We start from the raw sequence: 14358 nt of genomic DNA on the forward strand, positions 1-14358 counted from the left end.
CACACGAGACCGACCAGATGGCCGGTGCACCGAGCTCCGCACGACCGGCGCGGCGGAATCGGCACTCCCGTCCGCCCGATCCGCCTCCCTCGGCAGCCAGTGTCCTAGCACGGGAACGGTTTTCGTCGAACGCGGAGTGACTCACCAGACCACCGATCCACTCCCCGCTGGTGGTCACCAGACCTCGGCACAGACGTCGTGGCCTCCGACACCACGAATATGGAGGACGTGGGAAACGACCCCCACGTCCCGCTAGCAACACACACCGATGCCGTCACGGGGGCGGGGCTGTCCCGGGCGAGGCGGCCAGGGACGAGACTGACAAGATGCTGATCCTCTCCGGAGCCAACGCCCCACCCACCGCCACACTCGGTACGCCGGGCAGCGTCGTGACCTGTGTGTACGCGCGCCCGTCTCGGACCGCTCCTCGACAGCCGGGGCGGTCCGCACACTCCTGGTGGCCGACCTGACCCGACGGGTCCTCGAGGATGTGCACCGCTCACAGGTCGCACTCACCCTGCTCGCCTCCGGCCCCGGTTCACCCGTGGCACCAGGCGATCTCGACGCGTGGATGATCCGCCCACCGGCGGGCGTCTTCGAGTCCGTCGACGCCGCCGCGGCCGCAGTCGGCGCCCCGGTCGGGCTCATGGTGACCGCGGCCGAGGACGACACTGCCGAGTCTGCGCTGACCGTCGGTGCCGCGGCCGGGTCCGAGCCGCTCGACGATCTGATCCACGCCGGTCATGACCCGTTGACGCTGCGTTGTGTGCTGCTCTCGACGCACTACCGGCAGCAAGCGCCGCTGACCATGGAGCGGATCGCCGACGCCGCGGGTCTGTTGCATCGATGGCGGCAGCGCGTCGCCGACTGGAGCACGCACATCTCCGTCCCGATGCCCGCAGACATCCTCGAAGCCGCGTATCGTGCTTTCGACCGGAACCTCGACGTGCCGGCGGTTCTCGACCTGATGCGACACGTCGAGTCCGACGCCGCGATCGCCCCGGGCGCCAAATTCGAAACCTTTGTCCACCTCGACCGGGTGCTCGCCTTCGATCTACCCCGCCACCTCGGCGGCCCGCACTCGTGAGATTCACCGTCCCGAGCCGCCGTGCGCCGGCGGGCAACACAGTCCCGTGTCCCGCGCCGCGGAGCTGGCACCCGGAAACGGGTACACCTGCATGCGGCTCGGGATATCACCGAGACCGGCTTCGTCAGCGGCTCACACCCAACGCGGCCATCGTCGGTCAGCCTCAGCAGGCTGATTGCGGTGCTGCCGCCCTGCGCTGACGGAACCCCGTAAGGGAGTAACCCCATCGCGGAACGGCCTTCCAATCAGTGTGCGCGCGAGCGATGTCTGCCGAACGGTTGATTGGCAGTATCGTCGGCGATGGGAGCGACTTATCACCTCGCCGGGGTGGTCGGGATCCGCGAGATCGGCGCTCTGGTGTGTGCGGGCTCCTCGGGGGTGGCAGGATCCTGGCCGCCGCAGGGTCGGCTGGCCCGGGCCGATCTGCGGGCTCCGGTGACTCCGCACCAAAGGTTCGAACCCCACCGACGGGACGGTAAACAGCAGGTCAGCGCTGATATTTAGCATGCTTCGACTTGCATGTTTGCATTAGCGGTGATTCCCCGCTCTGGACGCCCGGAGGAGAATCAAGGCCATGAGCACACAGCACGATGACCACGCGATCCGCGACGGCGTGAACTGCGTAGCCCCGCCACCTGACAGTGTCATCGAGCGCGTCACCCCCGCACTCCGCGCCGCACTTTTCCGGGAGGAGAGCCGACTGGCAGAGCGATGCGCCTCGGTTGCAACCGTCGAACTGCACGACGCAGCCATCAAGGCCGTGAACCTCGCGCATGCAAACCTGAGCACGTTCCTCGCCGCCGACACTGCGCATTCCGACGGTCCCACCTCGCAGAGCGACTACTACCGCTTCGCCTACGCACTGATCGATAGGATCACCGAGGCACGCAAAGCCGGCGTCGACGTCAGGCTCGACAAGCTCGAGATCCGGCGCTGACGTCAAATCAGATCAAGAGCAACGTCGGCCCGGGTGGGGCAACCCACAGTGCAGARGTGGTGACCGGGTGTGATCCATCAAGAGATCCGGGAGTGGGTCGCSGAGTTGATGAAACTCGACATCGCCACGGCCAGCCCCGGAGAGTTGGCCAAACTCGACGCCATGACCGCGCTGGCCGAACGGCAGTATGTGCAGCAGCTGCTGAGCCTCCACGAATTCAGGCCGCTGGCGGGCTGAACCGGGCTAGACGCTAGGAGGCCACTGAACAAGGCTTGCAGTGGGGCGGGAAGAACGCCGACAAGGCCGTCTGTGCGGCATAGTCAGACCTGTGCGGTCGACAACGTGGTCGTTCTTCCCACCGATTCCAGTGTGGTTGGCGAGCATCGACATTGGCAAGGGCTGGGCGGTGGGGCGCCGGCCGGTCAGGCCAGGGCCCACACCCCGTTCTCACGGGTGAGGCCGCTGTTGACGAGGGTGCGCAGGTTCATCGATGCACATCGGGTCCGGAGCCAGGCGTCGTTCTTGCGGACGCCGAGGTATCGGAGCTTGAGACGATGGCCGTTCTTCGGTCGCGGCCCAGGCGATGATCCGCTCAACGGTCGAGCGGGTGGGATAGTCCTGCTTGAACTGCGGGGTGCGGGCCCGGGCGCGGGCGGCCCGCAGCAACTCCTCGTGCGGGTGGATGGTCATCGAACGGCCGTCTTGCGCTGTGGTGCACCGGGATCGGAGCGGGCAACCGGCGCATACCCGGCCGAAGGTCACCGTCCGCTTTGGGCTCATCGGCCTGCTGTGCCCGGCGGGGCAGGTGACGGTGCCACCGGCCTCGTCGACCGTGAAGTCGTCGAGGGTGAATCCGCCGTCCACGGCCGGGCGCAGCGGTTTGGGCTTGATCACCGTGTCGTGCCCGGCGGCCCGGTAGACGGCACGGGCTCCCCGGTACCGTAGGAGGAATCGCCGTACACCTGCAGGCCCCGGCCCTGCTGCTCGTCGGCGGCGTCGGGCTGCGGATTGTCCGCGGCATCGGCATCGGCGGTGGCGGTTTCGCTGTCCGCGGCGGTCGGAGCCGCGTCGGAATCGGTCACCGGCTCAGCGGAAACCTTCTCCTCGTCAGCAGACTGGGGCCAGGACACGGCATCGACATCGACATCGACATCGACACGGTGGTAGCGGTCGCGGGAGATCATCTGCTCGCCGACCACCGGGTCGCTGCCGGCCTCTCCGGACGCCTTGGTGAGCTCGCAGTCGGTGATCAGTCCGGTCTCCGGTTCGGCGGCCACGTGGCCGCGGAAGCCGTCCCTGCGGTTCGACTTGGACTTACGGGTGTGCCGGGTCTCGACATCGACGGTGGAGATGGCCCGGTCCGCCGCGACCTTGCGGGCAGCGCGTTCTCGGTGAAGACCATCAGCCCCACCGGGCCCGACCGCAGCAAGCGGATGCACTCGGCCGGAGAGAGCGCCGAATCCGGGGCTGTCGTGGTCATGACGGTCTCCCCCGTGCGACGGGCCCGACCAGTACAACAATCAACTCACCCCGGGGTGGTGAAACAGAGGATAAGGCCACCCCGGCAAGCCAGTCGCCGAACTCACGATCACCACACCCACATGTGCTGATCCAGCCAGGACCGGACGGGGCCCTCGTGTCCGGTGCGGCCGGGTATTTCTTCAGCCCGGTGGGCCCGATCGCAGATCGCGACGGGAAGCGTCGGCGGGCGTGGCACTGGATCTCCGCCGGAACACCCGCCTCGGGTGTCTGCACCGCCTCGCTGCGCGGCTGACTGTTCCTTTCCCGGTGCCGGTGGCCTGTGCGGCGCCTCGCATTTCGGGATCGGGTTGGGTTTGTTCACGGCGTTCCGCGGGAGATCCGGCTGGTCGTGGGTGTCGGGTGCTGGTGTGGGTACACCACCTTCGGAGCGTGGGTGTCGCGGCGGTGACCATCGGCGCCGGGAGGGGCCGGCCTCCCGTGGCCATAGGTGGTGAGGAGGAGCAGATGATCAAGAAGAAGCCCACTGCCCGGGAAGGTGTGCGGGACTGGCGGAAACCGGTGCGTGTGGACGGACCCGCGGCCGCGACCGAGCCGGCGTGTCATTTGGTGGTGGGGTTCGACCGGTATCCCGCCAGCCATCAGGCGCTGTCCTTCGCCATGGGCCTCGCGGTGCCGCTCCGTGCGTATCTGCATGTCGTCCACGTCGTGGACCTCGACGATTTTCCGGTTGAACCGGACCGGGACGATTGGGAACGGCGCATCGTCGAGACGGTCGAGCGGGAACGGACGGAGGCGTGCACCATGCTGGGTTCGCTCCCGGGGAATTGGACCTACTACTCCCATCAGGGCAACCCGGCGCACCTGTTGGCGTCGATCGCCGATGCGAATGACGCCCTGATGATCATCATCGGGCGCTCGCGGGGTGGGCTGGTGTCCGTCCTCGAGCGGGCGGTGGGCGAATCGGTGTCCTCGCACCTGATCCACCACGGCCGCCGCCCTGTTGTCCTCGTCCCCGAACACGCACCGGCACAGCGCAAGCCACGGCAGGACGCGAACTGACGCCACCGACGGCCGGGCGGCCAGTGGGGAGGTTCCGCGGTGCCCGGCGCAGGGTCCGGGCACCCGCACCGGCCACCGGCACAGGCGGGTTCCGGCCTTCACGCGCGTCCGGAGACCGGCATGGGATCTCGCTGTCCGGGGAGTGGTCAGCCGCGGGCGAGGCGGCGGACCGCGCCGCGGAGGGTGTGTTCGATCTGGGGCAGGTCGACGTCCTCGCGGGCGGTCACGGTGTTCTGGGTGGGGTTCCAGCTGATGCGGCGGTCGATCCCGGTGGCCGCGGCGGCGAGTTCGGTGCTCCACTCGCTCAGGGTCGGTTCGGGGTTGTCGACGCCTTCCCACTCGAGAATCCAGAGGGCGAGTGAGTTCCACTGCAGGTCGGTGGCGTGGATGGTGCGGGTCTTCATCGGGTCCTGGCTTCTGTTGGGTCGGTGGCTGGTTTCGGTCGGCGATCTCGGCGAGCATGGGTGGTGGTGGTTCCGGCGTCGCCGCGTCGGCGACGCCGGGAGAACGGGGGTCGGGCACGGGACTGCGAGGGAGGTGGTGGACCGCGGTCGGCCCGGGCTTCACGGGTGCGGATTTACTCGCGGTCCGGCGCTCCCACTGATCGGCGGCTCAGTGGTTTCGTGATCTGGTCCGGTTCCACCAGTTCGAAGTAGCGCGGATCGGGATTGGTTCGCGCCGCGACGATGTCGCCGTAGTTGACCATGCGGGTCGCGTCGCCGAGATGGATTCTCTCGTGGGTGCTGACGTATCGGAAATGTGGCATGCCGATCCTTCCTCGCGGGCGTGGCCGGTGACCGGGCGCACTGCCGGATGGATATGGGGTGCGCCACCACCAGATGCGCGCCGGCCCAGCTTGAGCAGTGTCGCCGAACTCCGGTTCCCGGTTCGCTCGATCCGGGAGGCGCATGCCCACCCCAGTTCACCGTCCATTCCATTTTTTCTACTTACGAAGATTAGCAATTAATCGGTTGGTAGTGAACAGGGTGCCCGCAAGACCCCCGGGGTGCACCCCGGGGGTCTTGCGGGATCAGGGGGCGGAGCGGTAGCGGGATTCGTAGGAGGCCTGTTCCTGGTCGAGTCGGCGTTGCTTGTGGAGGTTGAGGAGGCGGGGGTCGAGGCCGTGGCTGACCAACCGGTGGCGGAGGTAGATGTTCTTCAGAGCGAGAAGGAAGTACACGAACGGCAGGAACAGCAGCAGGACCATCCCGATGCGGATGATCCAGGGGCCGGGAATGAGCAGGAGCCCGACCAGGATCGGAATCAGCGGGATGAGGCAGCGGGTGGCGTAGCGGCGGGTGGCGCCGGGGCCGGTGGTGTCCGCGACGACCCACGGGTGCAGCTCGGCGGGCAGGGTGCGGCCCAGCAGGTAGCCGAGGCGTTGGCCCGCGGTGGGTTCGGGTGTTGGGGTGGGTTCGGAGGTGGGGGTCGTGTTGTCGGCGGGGTTCTCGGTCATGGTCGGTCCTCGTTCGTGGTGGGGGTGTAGTGGTGTTCGGGTCGGACGAGCATGCGGGCGTAGGCGATGGCGCGCGGGGTGGTGTCGAAGAGGTGGCGGTCTTCGCTGTCGGTGGTGGTGAACACCCCGAGGGCCTTCAGGGGGCGGAGGTGTTCGGGTTTGGCTCCGGAGATCAGGACGGTGATGTGCCGGTGCTCGAGTTTGGTGATGACGTCCTTGAGGACGATCGCACCGGTGGCGTCGATGGCGGTGATCCGCGACATCCGCAGGATCACCACCTTCACGTCGGAGACGTCGGCGAGTTCGAGCAGGAACCGGTGGGCGGCGGCGAAGAACAGGGCGCCGTCGATCCGGTACGCGACGATGTGCTCGCGGAGCAGGTCGTGTTCCTCGGCGAGGTGGTCGTCGGTTTCGAGCGGGACCTGTTCGAGGCGGGCGGATTTCGCGACCGCGCGGAGCGCGAGGACGGCGGCGAACCCGACCCCGACGGCGACCGCGGTGACCAGGTCGAAGACGACGGTGACCAGGAAGGTGGCCACCGTCACGACCGCATCGGCGCGGGTGGCTCGGGTGATGGCCAGGATCGAGGCGGTCTCGACCATCCGCGCCGTGGTCGCCAGCAGCACCCCCGCCAGGGCGGCGAGCGGGATCTGCGCGACGAGCCCCGCCGCCGAATACACGATCGCCGCGAGGAGGAGTGCGTGGGTGAGGGCGGCGAGCCGGGTGCGGGCACCGGAGCGCACGTTGACCGCGGTGCGGGCGATCGCCCCGGTGGCCGGCACCCCGCCGAACAGCGGGGCGGCGATGTTCGCCAGCCCCTGCCCGAACAGTTCCCGGTCCGGGTTGTGGCGGGCCCCGACGGCCATCGAGTCGGCGGCGGTCGCCGACAGCAGGGACTCGAGCGCCGCCAGCGCGGCGACCGCGAGGGCGGGCGCGATCAGCGAGGTCAGCTCACCGAGGTGCAGGAAACTCAGGGTGGGTGCGGCGAATCCGGCCGGAATGGCGCCGATCCGGGCGATGTCGAGGTGAAAGAGCTGCGCGATCAGGGTGGCGGCCGCGACGGCGATCAGGGAGAACGGGACGCGGGGGAGGTAGCGGCCGCCGAGGAGGATGACCGCGGCCACCGACAGTGCGGTCGCCGGGGTCAGCAGGGTGGGGGCCTGCACGAACTGATGGACGGCGTCGGCGGCGCTCTGCCACACCTTCTCCCCGGCGGCGCCGGTGATGCCCAGCGCGGCGGGAAACTGCTGCAACGCGATGACGACGGCGATCCCGGCGGTGAATCCCTCGATCACCGGGGCCGGCATGTACCGCACGGCCCGGCCCACCCCGGCGAACGCCAGGACGACCAGCACCATTCCGGCGATCAGCCCGACCGCGAGCACCCCGGTCGGCCCGTACTGGCCGACGATCGGCACCAGTACCACGGTCATCGCACCGGTCGGGCCCGACACCTGGAACCGGGACCCGCCGAACACGGCCGCCACCGCCCCGGCGATGACGGCGGTGGTCAGCCCGGCGGCGGCACCGAGGCCGGAACTGATCCCGAATCCCAATGCCAGCGGCAGCGCCACCAGCGCGACGATCAACCCGGCCAGCAGGTCCGCACCCGGGGCACCGGCCGCGGGTTTCCACTCACCCCAGCGCGGCAGCAGCGCGGCCACCGACCGCGCCACCCACACGAGGGTGCTCTCGTCCGCGTCGGCCGGGCCGGTAGGGGCGGATGGTTCTGTCATCGACGTTCCTCGGTAGTGACGGCCAGCGGGCCATCTCCTCTATAATTGCTAATGTTAGCAAGTAACCATCATGGAAAGTTGGGTGATGCGGGTAACCCCGATCACCGCCCTGCGGGGCGGATTCTGCACTGCACCGACTGCGGACGGTGGCCGGGTGTCGGCGCTGCGGGCCAATGGTTTGCGCCCGAACGGCATTCGGGCTGAGCCCGGGTCTGCCGAACGCCGACCGGGGCACGCACCGGTGGACGCTGTCAGAAGCAGGGCTGCGACCACCGGGATTCCCCGCCCCCGGGCGCTAGGTCGCGTCGGGGATCGGTGGTGGCGGCGTGGCGGGACGCGGCCGCGGCGAGCCGCTGCCGCAGGGCGGCGAGTTCCTCGCGCAGGACGTCGGGCAGCCTGTTGCCGCCGATGCTGGCGAACCACTGGTCGATCAGCCGAAGTTCGGTGACCCATTCGGTGGGGTCCACCCGCAGCGCGGCGGCGATCTTGATGTGGTCGAACTTCAGGCCCGTCAGGTCGAGGTCGCCCGGGGTGGGCACGTTGCCGAGCGGGGTCGCCTCGGCTTCGGCGGTGCCCTCGATCCGCCGCAACGCCCACTCGAGGACCCGGGAGTTCTCCCCGAAGCCGGGCCAGAGGAATTCGTCGTCATCGCCGCGACGGAACCAGTTGACGTAGAAGATCTTCGGCAACAGCTCCGGGCTTGTCTTCTCGCCGATGTCGAGCCAGTGCTGGAAGTAGTCGCCGACGTGGTAGCCGAGGAACGGCAGAATCGCCATCGGGTCGCGGCGCACCACACCGACCCGCCCGGTGGCGGCGGCGGTGGTCTCCGAGGACAGGGTGGCGGCCAGGAACACCCCATGCCGCCAACTCAATGCTTCGGTGACCAGCGGGATGGTGGTGGCGCGGCGGCCGCCGAAGAAGATCGCCGAGATCGGCACCCCGGCCGGATCGTCCCATTCGGGGGCGACGGTCGGGCACTGTCCGATCGGGGTGCAGTACCGGGAGTTCGGGTGCGCCGCAGCCTCTCCGGAGGCCGGGGTCCAGTCCCGTCGTTTCCAGTCCGTCAGGTGCGGCGGCGGCGTGTCGGTCATCCCTTCCCACCAGATGTCACCGTCGTCGGTGAGGGCGACGTTGGTGAAGATCGAGTTACCCCGCGCGATGGTGGCCATGGCGTGCGGGTTGGTGTGGACGCCGGTGCCGGGGGCGACGCCGAAGAACCCGGTCTCCGGGTTGACCGCGTAGAGCCGGCCGTCGTCACCGAACCGGAGCCAGGCGATGTCGTCGCCGATGGTTTCGGCGGTCCACCCGCCCAGGGTGGGGTCGAGCATCGCCAGGTTGGTCTTGCCGCAGGCCGACGGGAACGCCGCCGCGACATAGCGCACCGTGTGTTGAGGGGAGGTGAGTTTGAGGATGAGCATGTGCTCGGCCAGCCAGCCCTCGTCCCTGGCCATCTTCGACGCGATCCGCAGCGCGTAGCACTTCTTGCCGAGCAGGGCGTTGCCGCCGTAGCCGGAGCCGTAACTCCAGATGGTGCGCTCCTCCGGGAAGTGGGAAATGTACTTGGTGTGGTCGCACGGCCACGGCACGTCCACCTGACCCGGGTACAGCGGGGCGCCGACCGAGTGCAGGCATCGGACGAAGTCGGTGCCCGCGGTGAGCCTGTCCCAGACCGGGGTGCCGGAGCGGGTCATGATCTGCATCGACACCGCCACGTACTCCGAATCCGTGATCTGGACCCCGAACTTCGGCTCCGCCGCATCGAGGGGGCCCATGCAGAACGCGATGACGTACATGGTCCGCCCGGCCATCGCGCCGCGGTAGTGCTCGGTCATCACCGTCTTCATATCGACCGGGTCCATCCAATTGTTCGTCGGACCCGCGTCCGCCTGGAACCGGGAGCAGAGGAAGGTGCGGTCCTCGACCCGCGCCACGTCCTCCGGGTCGGAGGCGCACCAGAACGAGTTCGGTTTGCGCTCCAGTCGCACGAAGGTGCCCTTGTCCACCAAGTGCGTGGTCAGCCGGTCCCACTCGCCGGCGCTGCCATCGCACCACACCACCTCGTCCGGTGCCGTGAGGGCGGCGACCTCGTCCACCCAGGACACGACGGCGGGATGCGCGGTCGGGGCCCTGCCGGCGCCGGCAGGGCCGGGGGCGGTGGGGGTGCTCACGGGTGTTCTCCTCACAAGAATGCGATATGCGCTGCTTGCGGCGCGGTGCGTTCGATCACCGCTGCTGATCGCGATACGGGACGGGATGGCCGAGGGCCCGGCTCACGTGGCGGGCGACCGCGGGCACCAGCCGCCGGTCATCGAGAGACGGCAGCATCCGATCGGCGGGGGTGATCAGCGCCAGCGCACGCACGCACGCGGCCACCACCTCGACCGTCACGGTCCRCACACCGTGTCCACACAGCGCGGCGAGCAGCCCCGGCAGCACCAGGGAGCCATGGACGAAGCCGTCGGCGGGGACCGTCACCGTGCGACCGACTGCCGCACCGTCGGGGGCGCAGCCGGCGAGATCGACCAGGACATCGTTGTGGTCCATCAACCGACGCAACGGGAACGCCTCGGCATCACGCTCGTGCCAGCTGCTCAGATCCCCGACCCCGGAGGCGATCAACACCGGCGCCAGCAACGGCGCCCACTGGGAGTTGGTGATCACGACCCGGCCGGCGCGCGGCGGCACGCCGCGGCGACGCAACAGGGTGATCGTCGCCGCCACCACCGCCGCCGTCAGCACGTCCAGTTCGGTGAGGACCACGGGCCCGCCGCGCTCGATCACCTCACGCGCCACCGCCGCGGAGTCCACCGGCCCCAACCCGACCACGAACACCGCCGACACCCCACCCGGGAGCCCCAGGACGCGCTCGGTCAGCACGTGCGGGTCGCGAGTGGTCACCGGAACGCAGAGCGGGCGCATCGGTGTCCGCTCCCGGATGAGCGCCGCATAATCCTCCATCGCGACCCACGGCGACCGGGTCCGCGCCGACCCGGCTGTGCGCGAGCCGGTGGTGGACACCGCGACGACGGCAACGCTGACTCCCGTCAAGACCGGACCGGCGCCGTCGGGCAGACCGCTGGCACCACCGTCGTGATTGTTCGTCACCGCCCACTTCTCCTTTTCTCTTTCCCGATCGAGGGCGTCCCATGCCACCCGTATTCGCACGATGTACGCACTTAAGAAAATTCGCAACCAACATATGCAATGAGGGAGTCCTGCCTTGGTGGGCCCCCGTCAGCCCCCGGTTTCACCCACCAAGGCAGGAGGTTCGGACACGTCCTCGAGTACCTCGGCCTGCCCGGCCACCACCCCGGTCAAGATCCCCCGCGCAACGCGTAGCAGCTCAGCGATGCGGGGAGAGGTCAGCGCGTAGGACACCGATAGGCCCTCGCGGCGGGCGGTGACCAGGCCGGCCCGGCGCAGGATCGACAGCTGCTGGGACAGGTTCGCCGGCTCGATGCCCACCTCGGGCAGCATCTCGGACACGGCGTGTTCGCGTTCGCTGAGCAGCTCGAGGACCCGGATGCGGGCCGGGTGCCCCAACGTTTTGAAGAAGTCCGCCTTCATCTGATACAGCGGTTGGCGCGAGTTCGCGGTCATGGCTCCTCCTGTCGTCCGGGTCGAGCCAGCGGCGGCGAGATACGTGTCGCGCTCGCCGCGGCGCCGGGCCTGCTGCCCCGCCTGCAACCCGCAACTCCGGCAAGTTGTGTTACTTGCGAATCTTAGCAATTTACTATTGTTCGTGCTGCGGAGCCGCCGCCCGAATCGGCTCGTCGTGGATCGCTTCGCGCCGGGCGCACCCGCACCGGTGGAGATGGTGCGAAAGATCCCCTCGGCGGCGTCGACCGTCCCGGTCAACGGAGGCCGCCTCGCCCCCATACAGTCTCCGCTACCGGTAACCGACGGGTGGGTGAAGCGCGCCGAATGAGCACAACCAATGCGGAGATGACCATGCGACCGTGGCCACGACGAGCCGTCGAGACCGCGATCGCGATGCACGTCGGATTCGTCGACGCCTTCGGGTTCGTCCTGCTGGGCGGTTTCTTCGTCTCCTCGATCGAAGCCACCACCACCCGGGCCGGCGTCGCCCTCGCCGGCGGCACGTGGTTCGTCCTCGGACTCGGAGGGCAATCCTTGCCGGGTTCCTCATCGGCATCGTCCTCGCCGGCGTGATAGGCCGCATGTGGCCTCGCGCGCGCCTGACACGGGTACTGATCCTCGCGGCGGTTCTCCTCGCGGCGGCCGGCGTACTGCACGCCGCCACCACCGCAACTCCGGCCCTGATCGGATTCGTTCTGGCCCTCGCCATGGGCGCCGAAAACACCCTGCTCGACACCGGCGGCCTGCTGGTCGAGACCGCGTGGGGGCTCACCGACCGCCTCCTCGGCACGGCACCCCACCATCGATGGATTCGATCCCTGCGGCTCTGGGGTGCCGTCGTCGTGGGAGCGGCCGTCGGCGCCTACGCATACCGGATGTTCGCGTTCAATGCGCTGTGGATCGCCGTCGGGGCCGCGCCCGTTGCCGCGACCGTCGTCAGGAACATCCCCACCGGCCCGGCGGAACCAGTCGGCCCGTACGGGCTGGAAAGCTAGTGGACGCACCGCCGATCGATCAGGGCATGTCGCCCCTCGCCGACGCGGCGTGCTGGGAGGCTCTGGAGCGCGGTGACCCCGCAGCCTTCGGTGACCAGTCTCCGGGTTCCGGGTGCACCGCGTTCGGGTACGCCCGCACCGACGCGGAGGGCGTGTCGGCACACCTGACCGTGTCCGGGGTCGTGTGTGGTCCATCAATGAGCCGCACACGGCCCGGCCCCCTGACACGATGCACGAAGACCGGCATTCGAGCGGGTCACGGAACCGGGGCGCCCCCGGGCTGCGCCCCGCGTCCTGAAACGCTGCCGGACCCCACTCGGCGCAGGACTCGAATCCCTCGATACCTCTGCCCGCGACGGCCCCTTACCCGGGTGTCGGCCGGTGCGCGCGCCGGATCGTGCCGGCTGGTCTGCCGGTGGTCCGGGGGACCAGTCCGAACGCGAAGCTGTCCTCGGTGTCGGGGAAACAGAACGCGAGAGCCTGCGCGTCGAACAGGGCGAACCACTGCGTCCAGGAAATGTGTTCGAGCCCCGATCCCGGGCGCAGACCGACAAAATCGATCCGCAGCACCGTCGCCACCGACCCGGGGCGGGCCGGACGGTCCGAGATCGTCGCGGGTGCCCCGTGATGGTGCTGAATCCAGCAGCGGATCCGTTCGTGGTCGGTACTGACCTCGATCTGTGGATACTGGTGTGCGGTCATGTCCGCTCCCGCCTTCCCGGTGACCGTTCGCGGTGTCCGGCACCGCGGAGGTCACTGCACTCGGGTGTGTTCGCGCCCGGCGCCCGGTTGCCGCGCGCCTTCCTTCATCCTGCTCTCCCCAGCTCGGGCGCGGCGGGCATCGTGTCGCCGGGCTTGACGACCGGGCGCCCACGCACGAGGCCTTCCGAGCCCGGTGGGAGTTGCCGCCACCGCACCCGCCACACGGAGCCGTCCCCGCACCGACGTAACGAGCGGAATCCCCCGCCGCGCCGATCAGCACCACGACGTCGGGGACGTGCCCGGACCCTCTTGTCCGGGTCGGAACACGCCGCGCAGACTGAAGATGGTGCGGCGCGGCCGGTGTGCCTGCCATTCGGGCAGCCCGGTGACCTGCCGGCACCTGCTCGTCGTCACGCGGTAGTCCAGGAGATTCCCATGCCCAGTCCCAGCCCCGGCTATTCGATCACCGTCCGCGTCCACGCACCGGTCGGCGCGGGCACCCCGTCCACGTTGGCGGCCGCGATCGCGTCGGTGAAGGGCGCGATGACGGCACTCGATGTGGCCGAGAGCCACCCCGACCACATGGTCATCGACCTCACCTGCGACGCCTCGGACGCCGCGCACGCCGACCAGATCGCGACCGCGATCGCCGAGGTTCCGGGGGTGATCGTCGGCAAGGTCAGCGACCGCACCTTCCTTCTGTATCTGGGCGGCAAGCTGTATCTGGGCGGCAAGCCGTGGTGAACCCGACGGTTCCGCTCACACACCGCGACGACCTCTCCCGCGCCTACACCCCCGGCGTCGCCCGGGTGTGTACCGCCATCGCCGAACACCCCGAGGACGTGCGCCGGTTGACGATCAAACGCAACACCGTCGCCGTGGTCACCGACGGGTCCGCGGTCCTGGGATTGGGCAACATCGGTGCCGCGGCGTCGATCCCGGTGATGGAGGGCAAGGCGGCACTGTTCAAACAATTCGCCGGCGTGGACGCCTGGCCGGTCTGCCTGGACACCCAGGACCCGGATGCCATCGTCGAGATCGTTCGCGCCCTGGCGCCGGTGTACGGTGGCGTCAACCTCGAAGACATCTCCGCCCCACGGTGTTTCGACATCGAGGCGCGGCTGCGCGGAATCCTCGACATTCCGGTGTTCCACGACGACCAGCACGGCACCGCGATCGTGGTCCTGGCCGCCCTGACCAACGCGCTGCGCGTGGTCGGCAAGACGCTCGCTAGGGCGCGGATCGTGGTCTCGGGTGTCGGCGCCGCCGGGCACGCCGTCATCCGGCTGCTCGTCGCCCAGGGC

Annotated in this window: 17 protein-coding genes and 1 pseudogene; 8 read left to right on the forward strand and 10 right to left on the reverse strand. The window is 69.2% G+C overall.

Translation table 11 applies throughout. From position 1 onward, the window contains the following. Positions 1-457: 457 nt before the first annotated feature. The 3 genes from AC1DWT_RS44015 to AC1DWT_RS44025 all read left to right on the forward strand — a co-directional run bounded on the left by AC1DWT_RS44015 (position 458) and on the right by AC1DWT_RS44025 (position 2261). Entirely contained in the window at positions 458-1087 is a 630-nt protein-coding gene (locus AC1DWT_RS44015; RefSeq protein ID WP_477925618.1) for a hypothetical protein, read from the forward strand. A 574-nt stretch (positions 1088-1661) separates the two neighbouring features. After that, a complete protein-coding gene (locus AC1DWT_RS44020) occupies positions 1662-2024 on the forward strand; it encodes a hypothetical protein (protein ID WP_206015692.1) in 363 nt (120 codons plus the stop codon). A 69-nt stretch (positions 2025-2093) separates the two neighbouring features. Next, complete coding sequence (locus AC1DWT_RS44025) at positions 2094-2261, forward strand: hypothetical protein (protein ID WP_167372148.1); 168 nt, start codon at positions 2094-2096, stop codon at positions 2259-2261. A gap of 210 nt (positions 2262-2471) precedes the next feature. On the opposite strand, the gene AC1DWT_RS44030 is transcribed toward AC1DWT_RS44025, so the two are convergent. Together AC1DWT_RS44030 and AC1DWT_RS44035 are read right to left on the reverse strand one after the other, a co-directional pair. Continuing rightward, on the reverse strand, positions 2472-2918 hold the full coding sequence (locus AC1DWT_RS44030; protein WP_083395521.1) for a transposase: 447 nt from the start codon (positions 2916-2918) through the stop codon (positions 2472-2474). Then, entirely contained in the window at positions 2915-3544 is a 630-nt protein-coding gene (locus AC1DWT_RS44035; RefSeq protein WP_206015691.1) for a hypothetical protein, read from the reverse strand. The genes AC1DWT_RS44030 and AC1DWT_RS44035 overlap by 4 nt, the downstream gene beginning before the upstream one ends. A gap of 83 nt (positions 3545-3627) precedes the next feature. Between AC1DWT_RS44035 and AC1DWT_RS44040 the strand changes: the two genes are divergently transcribed. Both AC1DWT_RS44040 and AC1DWT_RS44045 read left to right on the forward strand, forming a co-directional pair. Then, positions 3628-3798 carry a hypothetical protein gene (locus tag AC1DWT_RS44040; RefSeq protein ID WP_206015690.1) on the forward strand — a complete coding sequence of 57 codons (171 nt, stop codon included), beginning with the start codon at positions 3628-3630 and terminating at the stop codon, positions 3796-3798. Positions 3799-4010: 212 nt separating this feature from the next. Then, positions 4011-4565: a universal stress protein gene (locus tag AC1DWT_RS44045; protein WP_072951525.1), complete on the forward strand. Its 555-nt coding sequence runs from the start codon at positions 4011-4013 to the stop codon at positions 4563-4565. Positions 4566-4711: 146 nt separating this feature from the next. Here AC1DWT_RS44045 and AC1DWT_RS44050 read toward each other — a convergent pair whose 3' ends face one another. The 7 genes from AC1DWT_RS44050 to AC1DWT_RS44080 all read right to left on the reverse strand — a co-directional run bounded on the left by AC1DWT_RS44050 (position 4712) and on the right by AC1DWT_RS44080 (position 11357). After that, complete coding sequence (locus AC1DWT_RS44050) at positions 4712-4969, reverse strand: hypothetical protein (protein WP_206015689.1); 258 nt, start codon at positions 4967-4969, stop codon at positions 4712-4714. A gap of 173 nt (positions 4970-5142) precedes the next feature. Further along, complete coding sequence (locus tag AC1DWT_RS44055) at positions 5143-5331, reverse strand: hypothetical protein (protein WP_206015688.1); 189 nt, start codon at positions 5329-5331, stop codon at positions 5143-5145. Between the two features lie 264 nt (positions 5332-5595). Then, on the reverse strand, positions 5596-6021 hold the full coding sequence (locus AC1DWT_RS44060; RefSeq protein WP_072951532.1) for a DUF5313 family protein: 426 nt from the start codon (positions 6019-6021) through the stop codon (positions 5596-5598). Next, positions 6018-7757 (reverse strand): SulP family inorganic anion transporter, encoded by a 1740-nt coding sequence (locus AC1DWT_RS44065; protein ID WP_206015687.1) that lies wholly within the window; start codon positions 7755-7757, stop codon positions 6018-6020. The genes AC1DWT_RS44060 and AC1DWT_RS44065 overlap by 4 nt, the downstream gene beginning before the upstream one ends. Before the next feature lie 251 nt (positions 7758-8008). Next, the gene (locus AC1DWT_RS44070; RefSeq protein WP_206015686.1) at positions 8009-9925 is read right to left on the reverse strand and encodes a phosphoenolpyruvate carboxykinase (GTP); all 1917 of its coding nucleotides are present in this window, start codon (positions 9923-9925) and stop codon (positions 8009-8011) included. 55 nt (positions 9926-9980) lie between these two features. Then, on the reverse strand, positions 9981-10862 hold the full coding sequence (locus tag AC1DWT_RS44075; protein WP_477925624.1) for a hypothetical protein: 882 nt from the start codon (positions 10860-10862) through the stop codon (positions 9981-9983). Between the two features lie 129 nt (positions 10863-10991). Next, a complete protein-coding gene (locus tag AC1DWT_RS44080; protein ID WP_005263702.1) occupies positions 10992-11357 on the reverse strand; it encodes an ArsR/SmtB family transcription factor in 366 nt (121 codons plus the stop codon). Between the two features lie 324 nt (positions 11358-11681). Between AC1DWT_RS44080 and AC1DWT_RS44085 the strand changes: the two genes are divergently transcribed. Continuing rightward, complete coding sequence (locus tag AC1DWT_RS44085; RefSeq protein WP_241031610.1) at positions 11682-11930, forward strand: hypothetical protein; 249 nt, start codon at positions 11682-11684, stop codon at positions 11928-11930. A gap of 8 nt (positions 11931-11938) precedes the next feature. Continuing rightward, the gene (locus AC1DWT_RS44090) at positions 11939-12352 is read left to right on the forward strand and encodes a DUF1275 family protein (protein ID WP_241031609.1); all 414 of its coding nucleotides are present in this window, start codon (positions 11939-11941) and stop codon (positions 12350-12352) included. Positions 12353-12715: 363 nt separating this feature from the next. Here AC1DWT_RS44090 and AC1DWT_RS44095 read toward each other — a convergent pair whose 3' ends face one another. Continuing rightward, positions 12716-13054 carry a hypothetical protein gene (locus AC1DWT_RS44095; protein ID WP_206015684.1) on the reverse strand — a complete coding sequence of 113 codons (339 nt, stop codon included), beginning with the start codon at positions 13052-13054 and terminating at the stop codon, positions 12716-12718. Between the two features lie 435 nt (positions 13055-13489). On the opposite strand from AC1DWT_RS44095, the pseudogene AC1DWT_RS44100 reads away from it, so the two are divergent. Next, positions 13490-14358, forward strand: a pseudogene (locus AC1DWT_RS44100) (NAD-dependent malic enzyme); the annotation flags it as partial.

This window comes from Rhodococcus sp. P4_B6, from assembly GCF_056402215.1.

Excerpts from the sequence above, each read along its gene's own strand:
- AC1DWT_RS44020 (WP_206015692.1), top strand. The coding sequence starts at position 1,662 with ATGAGCACACAGCACGATGACCACGCGATCCGCGACGGCGTGAACTGC.
- AC1DWT_RS44045 (WP_072951525.1), top strand. The coding sequence starts at position 4,011 with ATGATCAAGAAGAAGCCCACTGCCCGGGAAGGTGTGCGGGACTGGCGG.
- AC1DWT_RS44050 (WP_206015689.1), bottom strand. The coding sequence starts at position 4,969 with ATGAAGACCCGCACCATCCACGCCACCGACCTGCAGTGGAACTCACTC.
- AC1DWT_RS44055 (WP_206015688.1), bottom strand. The coding sequence starts at position 5,331 with ATGCCACATTTCCGATACGTCAGCACCCACGAGAGAATCCATCTCGGC.
- AC1DWT_RS44060 (WP_072951532.1), bottom strand. The coding sequence starts at position 6,021 with ATGACCGAGAACCCCGCCGACAACACGACCCCCACCTCCGAACCCACC.
- AC1DWT_RS44065 (WP_206015687.1), bottom strand. The coding sequence starts at position 7,757 with ATGACAGAACCATCCGCCCCTACCGGCCCGGCCGACGCGGACGAGAGC.
- AC1DWT_RS44080 (WP_005263702.1), bottom strand. The coding sequence starts at position 11,357 with ATGACCGCGAACTCGCGCCAACCGCTGTATCAGATGAAGGCGGACTTC.
- AC1DWT_RS44085 (WP_241031610.1), top strand. The coding sequence starts at position 11,682 with ATGAGCACAACCAATGCGGAGATGACCATGCGACCGTGGCCACGACGA.
- AC1DWT_RS44090 (WP_241031609.1), top strand. The coding sequence starts at position 11,939 with ATGTGGCCTCGCGCGCGCCTGACACGGGTACTGATCCTCGCGGCGGTT.
- AC1DWT_RS44095 (WP_206015684.1), bottom strand. The coding sequence starts at position 13,054 with ATGACCGCACACCAGTATCCACAGATCGAGGTCAGTACCGACCACGAA.